At 57.8% G+C, this 19,499-nt stretch carries 17 protein-coding genes and 2 pseudogenes; 11 read left to right on the forward strand and 8 right to left on the reverse strand.

All coding sequences use genetic code 11. The annotated features are described in order from the left end of the window. Positions 1–106: 106 nt before the first annotated feature. From ACZ5AC_RS02860 to ACZ5AC_RS02875, 4 genes are all read left to right on the forward strand, one after another. Entirely contained in the window at positions 107–2,710 is a 2,604-nt protein-coding gene (locus tag ACZ5AC_RS02860; RefSeq protein WP_464249455.1) for a tetratricopeptide repeat protein, read from the forward strand. A 63-nt stretch (positions 2,711–2,773) separates the two neighbouring features. Next, on the forward strand, positions 2,774–4,306 hold the full coding sequence (locus ACZ5AC_RS02865; protein WP_464249456.1) for a glycosyltransferase family 9 protein: 1,533 nt from the start codon (positions 2,774–2,776) through the stop codon (positions 4,304–4,306). A 61-nt stretch (positions 4,307–4,367) separates the two neighbouring features. Further along, positions 4,368–4,985, forward strand: a complete 618-nt coding sequence (locus ACZ5AC_RS02870) for a DUF8043 domain-containing protein (RefSeq protein WP_464249457.1) — start codon at positions 4,368–4,370, stop codon at positions 4,983–4,985. Further along, on the forward strand, positions 4,978–5,328 hold the full coding sequence (locus tag ACZ5AC_RS02875) for a hypothetical protein (protein ID WP_464249458.1): 351 nt from the start codon (positions 4,978–4,980) through the stop codon (positions 5,326–5,328). The genes ACZ5AC_RS02870 and ACZ5AC_RS02875 overlap by 8 nt, the downstream gene beginning before the upstream one ends. Positions 5,329–5,804: 476 nt before the next feature. Here the strand turns inward: ACZ5AC_RS02875 and ACZ5AC_RS02880 are convergent, their stop codons facing one another. Both ACZ5AC_RS02880 and ACZ5AC_RS02885 read right to left on the reverse strand, forming a co-directional pair. Then, complete coding sequence (locus ACZ5AC_RS02880) at positions 5,805–6,542, reverse strand: purine nucleoside phosphorylase YfiH/LACC1 family protein (protein ID WP_464249459.1); 738 nt, start codon at positions 6,540–6,542, stop codon at positions 5,805–5,807. Further along, a complete protein-coding gene (locus ACZ5AC_RS02885; protein WP_464249460.1) occupies positions 6,539–7,135 on the reverse strand; it encodes a 5-formyltetrahydrofolate cyclo-ligase in 597 nt (198 codons plus the stop codon). Before ACZ5AC_RS02885 ends, ACZ5AC_RS02880 begins: the two co-directional genes overlap by 4 nt. Before the next feature lie 66 nt (positions 7,136–7,201). Here ACZ5AC_RS02885 and ACZ5AC_RS02890 point away from each other — a divergent pair, with 66 nt between their 5' ends. Genes ACZ5AC_RS02890 through ACZ5AC_RS02900 form a run of 3 tightly spaced genes read left to right on the forward strand, consistent with a single transcriptional unit; the run spans position 7,202 to position 9,245 of the window. After that, entirely contained in the window at positions 7,202–7,870 is a 669-nt protein-coding gene (locus ACZ5AC_RS02890) for a metallophosphoesterase family protein (protein ID WP_464249461.1), read from the forward strand. Then, positions 7,867–8,637, forward strand: a complete 771-nt coding sequence (locus ACZ5AC_RS02895; RefSeq protein WP_464249462.1) for an exodeoxyribonuclease III — start codon at positions 7,867–7,869, stop codon at positions 8,635–8,637. The genes ACZ5AC_RS02890 and ACZ5AC_RS02895 overlap by 4 nt, the downstream gene beginning before the upstream one ends. A gap of 38 nt (positions 8,638–8,675) precedes the next feature. Further along, complete coding sequence (locus ACZ5AC_RS02900; RefSeq protein WP_464249463.1) at positions 8,676–9,245, forward strand: TetR/AcrR family transcriptional regulator; 570 nt, start codon at positions 8,676–8,678, stop codon at positions 9,243–9,245. 50 nt (positions 9,246–9,295) lie between these two features. Here the strand turns inward: ACZ5AC_RS02900 and ACZ5AC_RS02905 are convergent, their stop codons facing one another. Beyond that, a complete protein-coding gene (locus ACZ5AC_RS02905) occupies positions 9,296–9,646 on the reverse strand; it encodes a DsrE family protein (protein ID WP_464249464.1) in 351 nt (116 codons plus the stop codon). Positions 9,647–9,845: 199 nt separating this feature from the next. Between ACZ5AC_RS02905 and ACZ5AC_RS02910 the strand changes: the two genes are divergently transcribed. Next, the gene (locus ACZ5AC_RS02910; protein WP_464249465.1) at positions 9,846–10,583 is read left to right on the forward strand and encodes an RtcB family protein; all 738 of its coding nucleotides are present in this window, start codon (positions 9,846–9,848) and stop codon (positions 10,581–10,583) included. A 443-nt stretch (positions 10,584–11,026) separates the two neighbouring features. Here ACZ5AC_RS02910 and ACZ5AC_RS02915 read toward each other — a convergent pair whose 3' ends face one another. Further along, positions 11,027–11,716: a hypothetical protein gene (locus tag ACZ5AC_RS02915; protein ID WP_464249466.1), complete on the reverse strand. Its 690-nt coding sequence runs from the start codon at positions 11,714–11,716 to the stop codon at positions 11,027–11,029. A gap of 935 nt (positions 11,717–12,651) precedes the next feature. Between ACZ5AC_RS02915 and ACZ5AC_RS02920 the strand changes: the two are divergent. Next, positions 12,652–12,794 (forward strand): annotated as a pseudogene (locus ACZ5AC_RS02920) (IS5/IS1182 family transposase); the annotation flags it as partial. A 59-nt stretch (positions 12,795–12,853) separates the two neighbouring features. On the opposite strand, the gene ACZ5AC_RS02925 reads toward ACZ5AC_RS02920, so the two are convergent. The 4 genes and pseudogenes from ACZ5AC_RS02925 to ACZ5AC_RS02940 all read right to left on the reverse strand — a co-directional run. Next, the gene (locus ACZ5AC_RS02925) at positions 12,854–13,831 is read right to left on the reverse strand and encodes a hypothetical protein (RefSeq protein WP_464249467.1); all 978 of its coding nucleotides are present in this window, start codon (positions 13,829–13,831) and stop codon (positions 12,854–12,856) included. Beyond that, positions 13,828–14,925 carry an AAA family ATPase gene (locus ACZ5AC_RS02930; protein WP_464249468.1) on the reverse strand — a complete coding sequence of 366 codons (1,098 nt, stop codon included), beginning with the start codon at positions 14,923–14,925 and terminating at the stop codon, positions 13,828–13,830. Before ACZ5AC_RS02930 ends, ACZ5AC_RS02925 begins: the two co-directional genes overlap by 4 nt. Further along, the gene (locus tag ACZ5AC_RS02935; RefSeq protein WP_464249469.1) at positions 14,918–16,078 is read right to left on the reverse strand and encodes a DUF262 domain-containing protein; all 1,161 of its coding nucleotides are present in this window, start codon (positions 16,076–16,078) and stop codon (positions 14,918–14,920) included. Before ACZ5AC_RS02935 ends, ACZ5AC_RS02930 begins: the two co-directional genes overlap by 8 nt. A gap of 190 nt (positions 16,079–16,268) precedes the next feature. Then, positions 16,269–16,477: pseudogene (locus ACZ5AC_RS02940) on the reverse strand (transposase); the annotation flags it as partial. Positions 16,478–16,755: 278 nt separating this feature from the next. Here ACZ5AC_RS02940 and ACZ5AC_RS02945 point away from each other — a divergent pair. Together ACZ5AC_RS02945 and hsdR are read left to right on the forward strand one after the other, a co-directional pair. After that, positions 16,756–17,091, forward strand: coding sequence for a type I restriction-modification system subunit M N-terminal domain-containing protein (locus ACZ5AC_RS02945; RefSeq protein WP_464249470.1), 336 nt, complete (start codon positions 16,756–16,758; stop codon positions 17,089–17,091). Then, the gene (hsdR, locus tag ACZ5AC_RS02950; RefSeq protein WP_464249471.1) at positions 17,088–19,493 is read left to right on the forward strand and encodes an EcoAI/FtnUII family type I restriction enzme subunit R; all 2,406 of its coding nucleotides are present in this window, start codon (positions 17,088–17,090) and stop codon (positions 19,491–19,493) included. Before ACZ5AC_RS02945 ends, hsdR begins: the two co-directional genes overlap by 4 nt. Positions 19,494–19,499: the final 6 nt, after the last annotated feature.

Here is a 19,499-nt window from a genome sequence, read left to right on the forward strand (position 1 = left end):
GCCGCAATGGGTCAGCGGGTTGCGCTCGGCGTGACCGCGTGTCATGTTGGCCCATGGGTTGTGTCCGAATGAACCGGCCCCGCAGTCCACGCAGCTGGAGGAGCGCATGACCTGCATCGAATCCCTTCTGACCAGGGTCACGAAAAGCGTGAAGCCAAGGCTTCTCTGCAATGGCTATGCCTGCTGGCTCGTGCACGCCCAGGCCGTGCCCGCAAGCTTCTTCCAGTCCCTGACGGACATCGGGGGCTGGTCCCTGGCGGCGGAGAACACGCAGTCCCTGTGGTTCTTCCCGGCCCCGGAGGTCATGCTGGGGCTGGCCCGGCTGCACAACTGGGCCCGGCTGCACCCCATGGCCACGGCCATCACGGTCTTCGAGGCCAGCCTGGTTGTGGATGAGCATCTGGAGCAGTCCCTTAAGGTCAAGTCCGAGCTGCAGCGCCTCTGCGCGGAGTTCCCCAAGCGCCTCACGGTCCGCGTCAGCGCCCGGCTGCGGGAGGTGGGGCGCAGTCTGGCCGGCCTGTCCTTCAAGCATGTCCAGAACCCCGACGGCCTGACCGGTGACTGGTTCGAGCTGGACGCCAACGACCAGGTCAGCGTGTCCTTCAGCATGAGCTGGCTGTGGGTCATCCGCCCCCAGGGCGTGCGGCAGGACAAGCTCTTCTCCAAGGGCTGGCGCGGGTATTTCGAACGGCTGGAGACCGTCCTGTCGCAGCTCAAGATTTCCTTCCTGCACGCCGAGGACCAGAACGTCGTCCTGCGCGTCCAGTCCCCCCGGGCCATGGCCCGCCTGACCCAGGAACTCCTGACCCTGCTCGAGGACAAGGAGAACCCGCCGTGGCCGTGCCAGTACATGGCCGTGGAGGCGGGGGACCAGTCCTTTTCGCCGGATTTCGCGTCCAAGGTCCGCTATATGCTTGAGCCCCTGGAAGCCAACACGCTGCACCTGCCCCTGTCCACGATCTACCAGATCGCGGATCCGCGGATCACCCCCGGGGACTCGCGGCAGTCCATGGACAGCTCCAAGCTCTCGGATCTCTTCCAGGTCCGCTTCCAGTCGGGCAAGGGCGGGCGCAGGCACGGACGCCTGAACATCTTCCTGCCGACCAGCCTCGTGTCGGGTTCCGAGAGCCCGTGTTTCTACTGCGGCCTGCGTTCGCACATGCCCCGCAAGTGCCCGACCAGGACACTGCAGCCCGGGAATGTTCACGTGTCCGAAATGTCCCGCTTCGCGCGCATCGACCTCAACGCCCTGCCGGGCATCATGTCGGCCCTGGAACAGCAGCTTGCGCCCGACGTCCTGCGCGGGCTCACGGCCCTCGTGGCTGAAAAGGGCGATCACGCCCTGACGGTGCAGGCCCTGTTCGAAGTCAATCTGGTCTGCCAGCTGCGCATGATGGCCATGGTTTGGAAGGCCAGGGGCAAGGAGTGGCCGCGCGGCATCGAGGACCAGCGCCCCCAGGTCGACGAGGACCTCCGCGACGCCCTGGACGGCATGCGGGCCGGGAACCAGGAGCGCGCCATGGAGAAGCTCGACCGCTTCGTGCTCAAGTCCGCCAAGAACTATCAGCCCCGGATTCTGCTGGGCTTCATGGCCATGGAACGCGACGAGTTCAAACGCGCCGCGGGGTTCTGGGAGGAGGCCGAAAGCCTGGCCTACACGGGGTTGCAGCGGTCCTACATCCAGGTGCTGCAGGGCCGCCTGCGGGAGGTTTCGGGCGACTTCCGGGAGGCCATCAGGCTCTACAGCCGGGCCTGCAACGAATCCCCCGGCCTGACCAGGGCCAGGTACCGGCAGGCCGTCTGCCTCATCAAGTCCGGCTATCTGAACGAGGCCCAGGCCGTGATCCGCGACCTGCTCAGGGACGACCCGGACTATTTCAGCGCCGTCCTGCTGGACCCGGAGCTGGAGTCGGGCCGATCCCACCTGCTGGGAGACCTGTGGGAGGTGTGGGACGAGGCGCGGACCAAGGCTGCCGAAGTCATCGGTTCCGTGGAGCATCTGCCGGACCTTCTGGCCAAGTGGCTGCCCGTGGACCACGACGCCTACCAGTCCTTCCACGAGCGCATCGAGGAGCTGAACAGCTACGCCGGGGTCAACAACTACGCCTCCATGGCCAGGCTCCTGCGCGGCACCATCGTCATCCGCGCCGACATCCAGGCCAGGGTCAAGAAGGACATCCAGGAACTGTCGGCCCGGCGCAAGACCATCCTGGAGCGGCTCAAGTCCATCCAGCGCGAGGCGTCCTGGTTCCCGTTCCCGTCGATGCTCGGGTCCTTCAGCAAGCTGTTCAACGCCTGCGGGGAGAAGCTCAGCCTCATCAGCCACCTGGACCTGTATGTGCCCGAGAAGTTCCGGCAGGGGCACGAGGCCATGCGCGAGGCCGAGCAGGGGCTCGCCGCCCTCGAGAAGAAGCTCCTCTTCCTGCAGGGCGTGCGCAACGGCATCCTCTTCATGCTTCTCTCGGGCAAGTACCTGCTGATCTTCGAAATAGCGGCCCTGGTGCTGGCCGGCGCCCTGTCCGCCGCATTCTACTACCTGGTGCCCGACCAGAACTTCATGGGCCGCGACCTGCGTCAGGACAGGTGGCTGATCCTGAACATCTCCCTTATCTTCTTCTCGTTCCTGGCCTTCGTCGGCACGGCCGTCCGGGCCGCGTCCCGGTTCGAAGCCTACAAGAACGAGGTCCTGGACAAGGACGAGGCCGGGTAGGGCCGTCCTGCCCCCGGGCAGGGGAGTCGACGTCTTGGCACGCCTTTTGTTTGATCCCACCGCATGCACACCCAGGTCATCAATCTGACCCGGTTCGGCGATCTCCTGCAGACCCAGCCCGTTTTCAGCGGGCTCAAGGGTCGCGGGTCCAGAACGAGCCTGGTCTGCCTCGACGCTTTCAAGGGAGCGGCGGCATTGCTGCGCGATGTCGACGGCGTTCACCCGCTGCCCGGCGCCAGGCTTCTGGCGCGCCTGGGCCAGGACTGGACCCTGGCCGCGGCCGAGTTGTTCGCCTGGCTGGACTTGGCCGGGGCCGGCGCGCCGGACAGCGTCCTGAACCTCACGCCGACCCTGGCCGGCCGCCTCCTCGGTCGGGCCTGCCACGGCGGCGACGTCCAGGGCTTCGGCCTGGACCGCGACGGCTTCGGGCAGTACTCCTCGCCGTGGGCCGTTTTCCTGCAGGCGGCCTCGACCTATCGCGGCTGCAGCCCCTTCAACCTGGTGGATCTTTTCCAGCGCGTGGCCGGCCTCGAGCCCGGCGAATACCGGCTTCGGACTCCGGACGAGGACGCCAGGGCCCGGGCCGCCGACCTGCTGGCGGACGCAACGGGCGGCCATGTGGCCTTCCAGCTCGGGGCCAGCCAGGACTACCGGCGCTGGCCCGTGGAGGCCTTCGTCCGGGCGGGGCGCGTGATCCGGTCCCGCACGGGCCGCACGCCGGTGCTGCTGGGCACGGCTGCGGAAGGGCATCTGGCCCGCCGGTTCGCGGAACTGGCCGACTACCCCTGCACGGACCTGACGGGCCGCACGGACCTGCCGACCCTGGCCGCGGTCCTTTCGCGCATGGACTTCCTGCTGACCAACGACACGGGCACCATGCACCTGGCGGCCGGCCTCGGCGTGCCGGTCTGCGCGGTCTTCCTGGCCACGGCCCAGCCCTTCGACACGGGCCCCTATCTGGAGGGCTCCATCAGCCTGGAGCCTGACCTGCCGTGCCACCCGTGCTCCTTCGGCGAGCGCTGCCCCCGCGGGCTGGCCTGCCGGGAGGCCGTGGACGGCGGGGCCGTCGGCGAACTGCTGGCGTCGGCCATGTCCGGCGAGAGGACGGTTCCGGCCGGGTTCCCCGCCAGGGTCTGGACGGCCCGCCGCGACGGACGGGGCTACATGGACCTCGTCTCCCTGTCCGGGCATGGGCACGAAGACCGCAGCCTCTGGATCGGGATTCAGCGCGACGTCTATCGTCAATTTCTTGACCGGAGCCAGGATGAAATCTGTCCGGTCTGGCCCGGCCGGGACTCAGACTTCCGTCGCAGCCTGGCCGCGGAACTGGAACGCTGCGTCCTCATGCTGACCCTCCTGGAGGAGCAGGGGCGGCTCTTGGCCCTGCGTCCGGATTCGCCCGTCAAGGCCAGATTCCTGGCCAACTGCCGCAATCTCGAGGATATTTTTGCCGGCAGCCCAGCTCTGGGCGTGCTCAATCCCATGTGGCGCTACCAGTCGCGGGACCAGGCCGCGGACATGCCGGCCTTCCTGGCCCAGTGCGCGGCCTACCGCGAACTCCTGGCCGTCTTCGGTCGCCGGCTCGCGCTGGCATGAATGTTGATTAGCCCCAAGGCATCCGGAAAAATTATCCCCTGTCACTGCGGAGGACAGAACAATGATCATCGTAGACGGCCAGCGCACCCCCCTCGAGGTCCACAATTTCGAGAACCTCGAACAGATCATCGAAAAAGTCATGGCGGACACGTCGATGCACAGCCGCATCGTGACGGACGTCCTGGTCAATAACGAGGCATTTTCGGAGATCTACCCCCATCAGGCCGAGGACATGGAAGCCTCGTACATCGACCGGGTCGAGATCATCTCCGTGCACACGTCGGAAATGGCCCAGAGCATCACCCGCGAACTCTACAAGGTCGTGTCCCTCATGGCCACGGCCGGACGGCAGGTCGCAGACCTGTTCCGGCAGGCCGACGACGCCCAGGCCCTGGAACTGTACTCGGACCTGCTTGAGGTCAACCGCGACTTCATGAACATGGTCGGCGTGCTCAGGAACGAATTCGTCGCCGATTCGGCGATGGATTTCGACGTATCCTTGGGCGATCTTTCCTCGCTCTTCTCGGAGATGATCGAGATCCAGGAGAACGAGGACTGGATCCTGCTGGCGGACCTGCTGGAATACGAGTACCTGCCCCTTGTGGAAAAGACCAAGGCCATCGTGGCCCAGCTGCGCGAGTCCGTGAAGGCCTCGGTCAAGAAGAACAGCCATGGCTGAGGCAGGCGACGGCTACGAACGCATCATGGGGCTGTGCCGGGAAGAGCTGGCCAGCATCGGGGAGCGGGACACGGAGCGTCTGTGTTCCGTACTCCTTGAACGCGAGCAGGCCATCGGCATGTACGTGAACGACGAGTCGGCCAGGCAGGACGAGGCGTTCCTCGGCAAGCTGGAGCAAATCCGGGACATGAACGCCATGTTGCGCCACGAGGCGCGCAAGCTGCATCAATCCCTCAAGGAAGAGCTTCTGCAGCTGCGCCGGGAGAACAAGCGCATCACGGGCTACCGCAACGGCGCCATGGTCACCCCCCTGGGACGCAGCGTGGTCAGCCGCAAAGGCTAGGCTACCGCTGAAAATCCATTCTGGACTGCGTTGCTCCCCGATTTTGAAGGACTCATGTAGTCGGCTACACTTCACCCTTCAAAATCGGCTCGCGCCTTGCCAGAATGAATTTTCAGCGGTAGCCGCGGGATGATGAGATCGGCGTGCTCAATTCGAAGCCCCCAAGGATAATGACATCCGAGGGGGCTGAGTTTTTTGCGGGGAGCGCGTTCCGTCGCGGGCCGGGCAAGGTCTGCCGGCTGTCCGACCGAGCCAGGCATCGTTTGCTTCCCGGCCGTCAAACGCCCAACGCGCCCCTCTGCCCAAAACTCAAGGCCGGGAAGCATTACGAGGCCCGCGAGGAAGTTCCGGCAGCCCTTGCCCGGCCCGCGACGGATCGCTTGGGGTGGTGCGGAAGGTTTGAGGAAAGAAAGAGATGAAAGGGGTGCAGGGGACGAGTCCCCTGCCCGCCGGAGGCATCTTTTCCGAAACAGTGGCTATTCGATCCAGATGATGCCGGCTTGGCGGCCTGTGATCTTGTCCCTGCGGTAGGAGAAGAACTGCGGGGACGAGGCGGTGCAGATGTCCAGGGCGAAGATGTTGCCGGGTCTGACGCCGGCGGCGGCGAGCTGGTCCCGCGTAAGTGCCCAGAGGTCCATGCGCCGGGTGGCGGGGTTGAACCAGGGGGTGAAGGTTGGTCCCCATTCGGTTTCGAAATTGACGAACTCGCTGTGGCCCGGGCCCAGGCTTGGACCGCGAACAACGAGCACGTCGGCGGGCGAAAGGTTGTAGCGTCCGCAGAATGCGCCCACGCCCGTCGCTGGAAAATTGACGGCGTTCCCCCTCCACCCGCAGTGCAGGGCGGCCACGTGGCGACCCGTTGTGTCCGCCATGAGCAGGGCCTGGCAGTCTGCGGTCTTCATGACCAGGGCATGTCCGGGCCTGTTCGTGCACAGGCCGTCCCCCTCCAGGACCGCACCCCCGATGAAGTCGTCCTCCAGGTCGAAGTGGATGGCCTGGCCGTGCACCTGTCGCAGTTCCTGCCAGACATTCAGACCCAGATTCCGACGCAGTTCCTGACGGTTGGCACGCACGGCAGCCTCGTCGTCGCCCACCTCCAGGGAGAGGTTGGCAGACGCCCAGGGGCCGGCGCTGCGGCCGCCGTCTCTGGCGGTGAAGACGCAGCGCACCCGGTCCAGGCCGGGGAAACGAAAATCGATGTGGTCGATGCTCATTGATGGGGCTCCGCGAGGGTGTGGAGAGTTTCCTCCGGGGTGACGACGAGGTGGACCGGATGGTCCCAGGGCTCCGTCGGGAGCGTGTCCACGAGCTGGAAGGCGTAGGCCGGGCCGACGAGCAGGGGGCGGCATGCCAGGGTGGGCAGGAAGCGGTCGTAGTAGCCGCCGCCGAAGCCCAGGCGGTAGCCGCGCCGGTCGAAGGCCAGGGCCGGGACGAGGATGATCTCGGGCTGCGGGTCGGTCACGCGCAGGGCCGCCTCGGGCAGGGGCTCCACCAGGCCGAAGCAGCCCGGGCCGAGCTCGGCCGGCGAGGACACGGCGAAGGCCTCCATGACGCCCTGTCTGCCGTCGCAGCAGCGCGGCAGCAGGACTTCGCTCCCGCGCGCCCAGAAGTGCTCCAGCAGAGGCCAGGTGTCGACCTCGTTGCGGGCGGGCATGTAGAGCATGACGGAACGGGCCAGCCGGATGCGGTCCTCGGACATCAGCCGTTCGAGGATGCGTGCGCTGTCCGCCCGAACCGTCTCGGGAGGAAGGTTCTGGCGCCGTCCGAGCATGTCGGCGCGCAGGAGGTTCTTGCTGGGCTCTTGCATGACGCTGTCCGCTCCTTTACCATGTTGTGCGCATGGACACGTACTCAAAGTGAGGATGGGAGGCAAATGGCAAACCGGTTCTGGATCGTTTTCGGCGACATTCATGAGCGCATCTCCGCCGTGGAGCGGATTGACGATATCGGTCGGGCGGACGGCGTCTTCCTGTCCGGCGACCTGACCAACCTGGGCACGCGGGAGAGGGCGGCCGGCATCGTCGACGCCGTGGCGGCCATGAACCCGCGCGTCCTGGCCCAGATCGGGAACATGGACACCCAGGTAGTGGACCGCGTCCTGACCGAGCGCGGCCTGAACGCCCACAACCGGGTCACGGACCTGGGCGGGGGCGTATGTCTGGCAGCAGTGGGCTATTCCACGCCGACGCCCTTCGGCACCCCGTCCGAGGTCGACGAGGCGCAGATCTGCCAGTGGGCCCACGACGCCCTGGAGGGGGCCGGCGCCTTTGCGCATGTCATCCTCATGATCCACACCCCGCCGCGCGGCGAGGTGGTCGACAGGCTGCCCTCGGGCGCCCATGTCGGCAGCCCGGGCGTGCGCGCCCTCATCGAGAAATACCAGCCGGCCGTGGTCGTCACGGGCCACATCCACGAAGGCGTCGGCGAGGAGCGGATCGGCCGCTCCCACGTGCTGAACCCGGGGGCCTTCGCCGCCGGCGGCTACGTGCGCATCGACGAGACCGAGGGCGGCCTCGTGGCCAGCCTGCGGGGCGTGTCGTGAGCCTGCGCCTCTATTCCTGGAACGTGAACGGGTTCCGCGCGGTCCTGGGCAAGGGCTTCGCGGACTGGCTGGTGCGCACCGCGCCCGACGTCCTCGGGCTACAGGAGGTCAAGGCCGACGAGCACCAGGTGGGTGCGGACCGCCTGTTCGACGGCTACCGCTGCTACTGGAACGCCTCGCGCGGCAGGAAGGGCTATTCCGGCACGGCCTGCTATTCGCGCATCGAGCCCCTGGCCGTGCATTTCGGCCTGCCCGATGCGCGCTATCAGGGCGAAGGGCGCGTCATCCGCCTGGAATTCGAGAAATTCCACTACTTCAACATCTACTTCCCCAACGGCCAGATGAGCCAGGAGCGCCTGGACTTCAAGATGGGGTTCTACGACGCCTTCCTGGCCCATGCCCAGGACCTGCGCCGTCACAAGCCCATCGTTGTCTGCGGCGATTTCAACACGGCCCACCGCGAGATCGACCTGAAGAACCCCAAGGCCAACGAGAACACCTCGGGCTTTCTGCCCATCGAGCGGGCCTGGATGGACCGTTTCATGGCGCACGGCTACCTGGACACCTTCCGCCTGCGGCACGGCGACATCCCCGACGCCTACTCGTGGTGGACCTACCGCTACGGGGCCAGGTCGCGCAACGCGGGGTGGCGCATCGACTACTTCTTCGTGTCCGAGGAACTGCGCGGCGCGGTCCGCGAGGCCTGGATCGAGTCCGAGGTCATGGGCTCGGACCACTGCCCGGTGGGCCTCGAACTCGACGTGTAGGGGGCGGGGATGCACATTTTCGACAAGGATGGACGCTCGTGAGCAAACGTGACGAGATTCTGGCGGCGGCGCAGGCCCTTTTCGCCGAGTACGGGTACGCCGGGACGACCATGCGCATGATCGCCCAGAAGGCCGGCGTGGCCTTCGGCCTCGTTTCGCACTACTTCGGGAACAAGGAGAAGCTCTTTCTCGTGGCCGGACACGAGATGATCGACGCCATGCTGGCCCTCATCCGCAAGGACATGGAGCGCGCCCGCAACGGCCTGGAGGCCGTGGACATTTTCGTCGCCTCCTACCTGGGCTACACCCTGGCCAACCGCGACACCTTCCCGACCCTCATCCGCTGTTCGCCCTTCAGCGACGACAATCCCCACCTCGACCGCCAGAAGATCGGGGCCAAGTTCCGGGAGCTCATCGAGGAGATCGAGAAGATCCTCGAACGCGGCATCGCCGACGGGACCGTCGCCGAGGTCCCTGTCCGGGACTGCGCCCTGATGATCTACGCCGCCATGGTCGGCGCGGTGCGCACGGTCTTCCTCAGCCCCTTCGGCGACCCGGCCCTGTTCGACGAGACCCGCAGGTTCATCCTGCGGTCGCTGCGGAGATAGGCCTTTAGCCGCGCGGCCACGGTCGCCCGGAAGCCGGGGCGGCGTCCCTCCTAGAAGTTGAACACCTTGGACTCGGCCGCCATGTCGATGAGGTGCGGCCCGCCGTCGAGCATCATGTTCGGGTGGAAGCGCGCCTCGTCCAGGCCGCGGTTTCTGGCGCAGGGCGTGCAGACGCCGATCTCGACCTCGGATTCCACCAGATAGGGCAGGTAGTCCGCCGGGCAGTCGCCGGTGGCGGTTTTGACCGTCAGGTCGCGGGCAGTGTCGGCCCACGTCACGCCGCCGTCGATGAGGAACAGGTTGACGTGATGCCCCTTGCCGTGGGCGATGCGCGCGAACTGGAAGCAGCGCGTGGCCGCCTCGTTGTCGTCCCTGCTCAGGATGAAGAGAAATTTCGCCATGTGGTCCTCCCTGGTTTCTTCGCCATAGCCTCACTAGAATGATTCGTTCGGAAGATCAATATGTTCGGAGAATGACCGTTTGTCGCGACCGCATTTTGTCGTTTGTCGTTCGGTGACCGTTCGCAGACTGAATCCGGCCCGGTTTTCCATCCCGGTGGATTGTCTTGGAGAAACGGGAAAAAGGGGCTACACTTCCGCCATGTCCGCCAAGCGCAAACAGAACGACCTGCCTTTCCGGCTCGCAGCCCTGGGCATCCCCGAGGAGTTGCTGCCCGTGGTCCGCGGGTGCGTGCGCGAGCTGGAGGAAGAGGGGGTGCGCGGCAAGGCCCTGCGTCGCCTTTTCAACCGCCTTGCGGACAGGCCCGAATCTTTCGCCGACCACCCCGTCCTGGGGGCCCTGGCCGGGATGCTGCGTTCGGGAGCGTCCCGCGGGGCGTCCGGGGATGGCGTCCCGGCTGCCGCCGCGCGCGTGGAAGAAGCCCCCTGGCAGTCCTGGGGTGAGGACCTCGACCCCCAGGCCGTGAAGCAGATGCGCGACGGTGCGAGCCTGCCCGTGGCCGTGTCCGGGGCGCTCATGCCCGACGCCCACGTGGGCTACGGCCTGCCCATCGGCGGGGTCCTGGCCGTTGACAACGCCGTCATCCCCTACGGCGTGGGCATGGACATCGCCTGCCGCATGAAGATGAGCGTCTTCGCCGTGCCGCCCGACCTTGTCGACGGGCATGTCGACGATCTGGCCCTGGCCCTGGAGCGCGAGACGTGCTTCGGCGTGGGCGGGAAATTCACGGCCCGCAAGGACCACCCCGTCATGCACGAGGACTGGGGCTTTTCGCCCGTCACCGCGCGCATGCGCGACACGGCCTGGGGGCAGCTCGGCACGAGCGGGTCTGTTTCCCTGATTGAGAAAAAAGTAGTCAAAAATTGTCAATTTTCCTGAAGGAGCCAATGAGGTTTTATTGTCTTGCGGGATGACAATCAGTGTTGTTCGTTTCCAACGAAACCATCCTTTGGCGGATATGGGTCGTTGCCATGGCTGCCTTTGTTCTGAATCTTCCCGTCCTTACCATGGATGAAGAACTCGGTGACTTGGCACTAGCTGATCTTCTGTCCGGCATCAACGGCATCGATCTGAGAAGAATTTCAATTTCACATCTGGAACGGATTTATGAAGATAAAGGCACCAAGTGTCCAGATTGTACACCATCTACGAAGTCGTCCGCCCAGGAACGCAGATAAGCTTTTTTATCCCAAGGAGTACGAATTCAATTCCATCTTTGAAAATCGTTGTCATCTCTTATTCATCCCTTACGAACGCCCTGGCATTCGCCTCCTCCTTGCGCGGTGTCAGGTGCAACGCCTCGTTAGGCGCCAAACATTTTGCTATAGGAACCACTCTCTTAGGTGTTCCGCGTTACCCAGTTCGTTCTGAAATACGACCTCCAAATGATCAGCGCCCCTCAAATCGACATCCAGTTCTGCGTATAGGCCTTCGATTTTCTGGTCATTCGTAATCATTACAGACCCGGCTCGCCGGAGGTGATGGGGCAAGTGAGAGGCTAGCCAGGAAGCCTCGACATTGTGAACTCCTCGATTCCCACCAGCATTCAGGATCAAGTCGGCCGCCGACTCATGGATACGGTCAAGGCGAAAATTCGATTCGTCGGTGACATAGAGAATAGCGTTTGCCTGGCTTTGCATCATGCCCTCGAAAGCGGCAGTGGTCATTGCGCCGCCGCCGAAAGCTGAACCTGTAACTCGTTGAGCCAAAGTGACGTAAAGCTGCCCCAGCCGCCGCGTTGCCTCGCGGAGTTCAGCTCTGGTCGCAATATCATTGGGGAGGATCGGCGCTTCCGAAAGTTTGGCATGGAAGAGGGCACAGCGGCTCGCACGATATTGCTCCTTGATGAAACGATTGTAAGGGTTTCCACCCGCTCCGCCGACGTACTGCGCTAAGTTAACTGAATAGCCCTCGCACACATGCTTGAGTGCCGCTCGGATCCACGCCGCCTCACCCATGGCATAGTCCCAAGGGTACACATGACTAAGGAGCGATTCCAATGCCAAGAACATATTACGATACGCCTCGTGCAGACTATCAGTGGCCTGCGATCGTCGGAAGTATGCATGCGACGGGTGCCACGCAATAGGCGGGGTTGGTGGTTGCTGACGCAAAGCTCCACTTGGGTCTCGAACTTCTGCAACTGACCGCATTCGGACACCAAGCCTTGCTGTTGTCACAATTCGCAACGTAGTGGCGTTTGCGCTCCGTAGCCACATACCATGCTCTCGGAGCGGATCATCAAGCGTATTTATGCGGAATGAGTTGGCGGCCAGCAGGTCTAGCATACGCTCGGCGACAGTGAATGCGTCCTCCAACGGGCTACTGTCGACGCTTGAAAGGGACACCGTAAGCGTCCCGTCAGCGCCAATGTCGACCCGGTGATTGTCAACCCTATAGCAAGCTTCGTCGAGCCGCATGGTCAAGCCAAAGACAACACCCCACGGAAACTCGTCCGCCCAAGGAGGCAGTCTGATGGGTAAGACGCGCGGGTGGCGATCCTCCAACTCGTTGAGGTCCTCCAAAGATATGGACATTTCTTTGATGACGAACGAGTCACCTGCCTGTACTTGAAGCCCCCGCTCAGGATGTCGGGGCAGAGGTGGGGGCACACGGCTGCGACCCAATGAATCGAGGGGATTGTTAAAGAATCTACGGATACTCCGGCCAATTTTAAGCATGTTATGCACCATCGCAACCAACACTTGCTAGGGTCGCTTCTACCCAAGAATTGGGCGGCGTGAGCTGCGTGACGCAATAGAGTTTTTCAACCTCTCGCATAGCACCTTCACACTCGCTGTTCGGAGTTCACTTGTTAGCAATCTCGTCTGCCAAAGGCACCTCACAAGAAACCCAGTCAATAAAAATAGTTAATGCCACTTGCCCGTTGACGCTTGCTGGTCGGAGAGTTGGCTGTGAAATGTTAACAACTTAGGGCTCGGATTAATATCTCAAAGGCCAAGACGGCGACTCCGTGAATCTGTTCATGGCCTCTGTTGCGTTCAATTTCCGGAAGTTCATCCGGATTCTGTGTTATTGCGCCTCAAATTCCTTGGGCACATACTTCTACCCAATGTTCAGCCAGTATAGGCTTGGTCTGACGTGGCGTTTTAACAGTTTTTCAGGATCGACTAAGTATAATCGTTTTGCTATGATAATTTGAGGTGAGGTCCTATATAGCCGATATAAATAAGTTTAGTCCGATTGTCTGGAAAGAAATGAAGACGGTAGCCACTACTGAGTTTTATGTGGTTTTCGAAATATTTTTTCCGTCCTTCAGGTAGCCAAAACTCGCGCAGTTCCTTTAGGCGGGGGGTTTGAGTCACAGTTGCAGACTCGCCACTAACTTTATGATTAAGCCCAACTTCGCGCAAAAATTCATGATGATAACTGTCGTATACTCCATCTATCCATTTATCACAAAATAAATTTAAACTTGAGAGCGACTCTTTTACTTGGTCAAGCACCGTTTTACTGCCAGACCAGATGTTGAGTTGTTGGGATGCTTGGTCACAGAAAACAATGTTTGGGAAAAGTTGTCGCTGTTTGTCTATGAGTTCTTTGCCAGAATTGATTAAGGAATGTTTCAGCTGACAAAGTTTGATTGCTTCACTCTCAAAAATTTCTAAAGAATAGAAATTCAAAATATTGAGTTGTTGGCTTAAAATGTTTCCCGCTTCATCGAGAGTGTCGACTGTGACCTGCAAAGGAGATTTCATCCAAGGACAACGCGTTGGGAGGCTGATAAGAGGCGCTTCGTGCCAAGCGGCCGCTCGGACTGCTGATAAAGATGAATCCCCATCGAACGTTACATCAAAGAGTTCGGCGCCGTTCTTAACATCTTCTGAACTAAAAAAAGGCTGTCTCGTGGCGAGACTCCGGAAAGCTCTGATGATGTCTCGGTTTTCACCCCGAATATTTTTTTCATGCCAGTCTTGCCAAAAATAGCCTGCGGATAATTGAAGCCTGAACCAGTCACGATCCACCGTTACATCAACTAAAATTGTAGCAAATCCCATGTTGTGAGATTTGATGCAGATTTTCAAAAAGTTAGTGATGGCATTGTCAGCAGTTTCTGGCGTTGTAAACGGCAAACAATGATGGTTAAAAACAATGCAATCTGTCACAAAAGCTTCTCCAATAGTATGTCTGTTTCATCAAAGAAGCCTTTTGGCCACTTGTCAATTCTTCCATTTCTGTCAATTTTTGGAGAAATAACAATGCTTTCGTGTGTTAAAGTTCCTCGCTCTAAGAAAAAGAGTTTTACCATATTCTCAGAAATTATTCCATTTTTGACAGCTACTCTAATTCCATTAAGAAAATGATCAGAATGAGATTCGATGAAGAGTTGTACTCCGTTTTTTGCAGCTATTGCGCAGAGTTTTCCAAGGACGGATTGTCCTCCAGGATGTAGGTGAGCTTCTGGATTTTCAATAATTAAAAGATCATTGGGCTTTGCCCGTAGGATTGCCAATAAAACAGGAAGAACAAAAGTGAGGCCAAATCCAACATTCTGTGGTTTAAAATCTGCTGTTACATCTTTCCCATTTTCAAAGGCGTAGCTCAGCGCTACGCTATTCATCGCTTGGTGGAGTTTTGCATGAATTCTAATCCCTGGCGATATTTCAGACATCCATTTGTCAAGGTTGTCTAATAAGCCTAAAGAAGGTGCATTGGGATGTTGTAGTGCTTTTATAGTAATCGATGACAGACTGTTTTCAGAAATATAGTGTGCTGCGTATTCGCCGTGATTTCCAATAGAATTTAAATCATTAATATGGTAATCTGAAGCCTCGTAAGCAGTTTTCGGACTAATTCTGTCTGCTGATAGATACTGAAACTTTTTATTAAAAAGGCTTGTACTTTTTTTTGGTAATTTTATTTCATTTTGAATGGGTTGTAAGTCCGATTTGCTTGAATAATTAAAAATAAAATGAACAGGTTCCTCATTGTCCCATACTAAAGTGAATTCAATAGTCTCCTTTTCTGCATGCTCAGATAATATGTCTTGACCAGTCCCCACAGAGACATATTCTCCTTTAAGCAATAATCCTTTTGTCCTGAGTGTATTTTGTTCATGAGATTGTCGAAGTAATAGTAATGTTTGGATTAAGGATGATTTTCCCATCCCATTTAAGCCGCTAAACAAGTTTAATGAAGAAAGAGGGAAGCTGGCATCATTTAATGATTTAAATCGCTGGATTCTTATAAAATCAAGCATTGAGAACCTCTTTAATTATTTTTGCAACACTATCCCTTCGGATTCGAAAATGATCCTTTTTCTGAGTTGAGTAGGTTATCGCCTTGAAATAATCATTATTTTCGCTCATCATTTTTAAATCTTTTTGCAGTAGTTCTTCTTTTCGATTATATAAAATTTCAATTTCAGATTCTGAAAGTGCAGCAAGTGCATTTGTCCAAACTTCAAAAAGTGTAGAATTTTTACGTCGTCTTCTGGATTCTTGGCCATCAACTCGCTTTTCAAAAGCGGCAACTCCAAAAATGCGCCAACAACGGTAAATAGCAACTTGAAAGGATTTTCGATACTTTTCCAATTCAGCAGCTGATGCATTTTTTAGTTTGTCGATCATCTCATCAAGAAAATTTGAGATGTTTTTTTTGCTTTGCTCATAGTCCATAAACCGAAATGCTAAGTAGCGCAGTACAAGCTCTTGGTCTACCATCCTGCGAGATTGATCGCCAATTGTCTTTTTTAAGTACTCATAAGAAGCAAGGTTTTCTAGGTATTCACGTATAGATGGTTTCGCCATGGCGTTTCTAATTTCTTGATCAGTAAGAACGAGGCCTCCTGTATTAATTCTGCGAAAAATGGAATATTTTACAGCCTCTGGAGTGCCTGGTTGAATTAAAAAAAGTGTAATAGGACATTCATCAATTCTTCTTGTATACGTTCTATGCAAATCATTGTATTTCATTCCTTCAAAGTCAGTAAGATATTCTAGACCTCGAAGAGCAAGTTTTTTATCTACAACAAATTTTTTTATCGCAGATAAACGTTGAAGTCCATCGACAATAAGCCACTTATCATCGTTTGATGCGTCAAAGTAAAACGCTGGAAGGGGAAACCGAATGAGGATTGACTCAATAAGTCTAGACATTTTTTGGTTTGTCCACAATTCAGCGTGTCGCTGAAAGTCAGTATTCATGTCAATCTCGCCAAGTCTTAAACGTTCTATAATATTGTGCAGAGTGTCTGGTTTGGATATAATGTTTATTTCTGAGGGATTAAACGGATCCTGCATACCAAGATCTGTGACATCGTTTTCTTCGTCGTCTTCTGGTCCAGGCGTCGTATCAGGATTTTCGATCTCAATGATTTCATCATCGAGAAGTTCATGTCTATTTTTCGTCATGCGTTACAACCTTTGGTTTTGAAAATCTGGGGTTAGGTACAGAATTTTGAAGTAGCGCCACGCTTTTGAGTTGATTTTAATCGTTTTAAATAGTGCAAGCCTGATGAGGTTGCAACATGCTCTTGAGGGCCGCTAAAATTGGAGGTTGGACGGATTCGCTGTAGAATTGCACTCTAATTAGAGCTTGTCAGCGGGTGATCAGTGTGCGGCCATAATAGCCACTGTGATAGCCCAGACGCCATCTGTCCGTTCCCCTTTGGTTGCTCCAAGGGCCGCGTCCATCTCGGCTTCCAACGTTTGCTGGACGACAGAACGAACGAGTTCTTTCAAAATTCCCTTGTCGTCCTCAAGAAGCCTTTTAAGTTCAGATGCCAATACGATAGAGTTCTTCTTGGCTATGGCAGATTTCTCCGGGAGTTGTGGTTTGGTGGTACAGCCCACATATACCATGTTCTTTTTTTGCTAAAGATCCCGAACACTACCGGGATTTATTCTTTTCCGTGTCCAAGCGCTGGGCAAAGAGGCCGACGCGTTAATAACCTACAACTATCCGAAATTATGTCTTGTGTCATACACTGACCCTGCGCTATGAACCTGAAAGTTTTTTTAACAGCGGGGCATTGACAGCGCCGTTGTTTGCTTTGAACAGCATCATTATTCCCGAAGAGTGACTTTCCATGGCTCTATCCCAAAAAGATGACACTAAGCTCACGGCCAATCTTGGCTTACAGGCCAAGCTCTGGCTCGCAGGACAAGCCGCGCAACAACATGGACGCTGCAGAAACAAACTAGTTATCTTTGGGCTAATCTTCCTCAAATATATATCACACACTTTTGAGGAGCATCGAGTCAAATTGATCGCTGATGAAAACGATTATGCGGGCGAAAACGCGATAGGTCCGGATGAATACAAGACCGTAAACGTCATTTGGGTTCCTACAGATGCCCGATGGTCATACCAATTTCGCCTGGGTACTGCACTTCATCTACTACCTCGCAGCCTAACATCATGAACGAAGCCGACACATGTAGAAAATACGTCGTCCCATTGCTTCAAACTGCAGGGTGGGAAAATGCGCCGTTCAGCATCGCGGAACAGCGAATCTTCACCAATCCGAAGGGCCGCATCCGCGTCGTGGGCGGGAAAATCATTCGTGGAAAACCGAAACGCTCGGATTACCTCCTGCGCTACCGTGCCGACTTCCCGATCGCGGTCGTTGAGGCAAAGCCAGACTACAAAACTCCCGGCGCAGGCCTCTCTCAAGCCAAAGAATACGCCGAGATTCTCGATTTGAAATTCGCCTATTCCACAAACGGCAAAGGCATCGTCGAGTTCGACTTCACCACAGGGATTGAGCGAGGCATCGATAGTTTCCCAACCCCTGACGAACTCTGGGCACGTCTGAATGGCGCCTCGCCGCTGTCCACGCCCGCAGTCGAGAGGATTCTCGCGCCCTTCTACCACGACACCGAACGCCCGCCGCGTTACTACCAGCAGATCGCAATCAATCGTGCCGTCGATGCCATCATGCGCGGGAAAAACCGGGTGCTTATCACCATGGCGACTGGCACAGGAAAGACCGTAGTCGCGTTCCAAATCAGCTACAAACTTTGGTCCACCCGCTGGAACCGGAGCAACAATCCGGTCAAACGACCAAAAATCCTGTTCCTGGCCGACCGGAACATCCTCGTGGACGATCCGAAGGACAAAACCTTCATCCCGTTCGGAGATGCACGCCACAAGATCGAGAACGGTGAAGCCATTAAAAGTCGGGAGATGTATTTCGCCACCTACCAGTCCATCGCCGAGGACGAAAACCGGCCGGGACTTTATAAGGAATACGAGCCCGACTTCTTCGATCTCATTATCATTGACGAGTGCCATCGTGGCAGCTCGCGGAAGGAAAGCAACTGGCGGGAGATTCTGGAACATTTCTCGCCCGCCGTGCAAATCGGCATGACCGCCACTCCGCTGCGTCGTGACAACAAGGCGACCTACCGCTACTTTGGAAACCCGATTTTCCAATACAGCCTCCGCCAAGGTCTCGCCGACGGATTCCTCGCTCCCTACCGCGTGCATCGCATCGTCTCATCCGCCGACGCAACCGGCTGGCGTCCGACCAAGGGCGAGCTCGATAAACTGGGCAGGGAGATTCCCGACAAGGAATACCACACTCCTGATTTTGAACAGCGTCTCTCACTTCGTCCCCGCTCCGAGGCTATTGCGAAGCACCTGACGAACTTCCTGCAGCGCACCAACCCATACGACAAGACCATAGTCTTTTGCGTAGATCAGGAGCACGCCGACGAAATGCGGCAACTGCTCAACAATCTCAGTCCCGACATTGTCAAGAAGCACCCGGACTACGTCTGCCGCGTGACCTCAGACGAGAAAGCCATTGGAAAAGGTCATCTCGGCCGGTTCCAGGAACTTGAAACCGAGACGCCCGTCATCCTCACGACATCCCAGCTTCTCAGTACCGGCGTGGATGCTCCGATGGTCAAAAACGTCGTGCTCATTCGCGTCATCGGCACCATGACCGAGTTCAAGCAAATCATAGGGCGTGGCACACGACTCCGCGAGGACTACGGCAAATTCTACTTCAACATCCTTGACTACACCGGCACGGCGACCCGACACTTTGCCGACAAGGAGTTCGATGGCGACCCCGAGTTTGTTTCCGAGGAAGAAATTGATGGCGAAGGCACGGCCACTACGATCACCGTGATTGACCCAGACTCCGAGCCTACCGACGGTGAAGGCGGAGATGACACCGGTGAAGAAGTCATCGTCGATCCCGAACCGCCTGTCATCATCGATCCACCCGAACCCCCCACTAATCCGCGCAAGTTCTACGTTGAGAAAGGCAAGGTCACCATCTCCACTCACCTGACGCAGGATCTCGACGCAGAGGGAAAGCAGCTCCGCGCCGCCGAGTTTCGAGATTACACGAGCGAGGTTGTTCGGTCGCTCTTCATGGATGTTGCCGAGTTCCGCCACGGCTGGGCCGACCCGTACCGCCGCGCCGAAATCCTCGCCGAGTTGGAGGCCAAGGGTATCAGTGCCGCCGAAGCCGGGGAGGCCTTTGGGAACCCCGAGGCTGATCCCTTTGACTTACTCTGCAACATCGCTTGGAATGCACCAGTGATGACCCGCAAGGAACGCGCCACTCGTTTGCGCAAGGCTGCCCCGTCCTTCTTCGAACAGTATGGCGAACAAGCCCGCCAGATTCTTGATGCACTGCTCGCGAAATACGCGGAACACGGCCCTGCCGAGTTCAGTATTCCCGACTCATTAAAAGTTCCGCCACTTTCCGACCTCGGAAACGTCTCTGAAATTACCCAGCGCTTCGGAGGCGCGGACCAATTCCGCACCGCCGTCGCGAAACTCCAAGAACTCCTTTACGCTGCCTAATAGAGC

Source organism: Desulfomicrobium aestuarii (assembly GCF_055385525.1).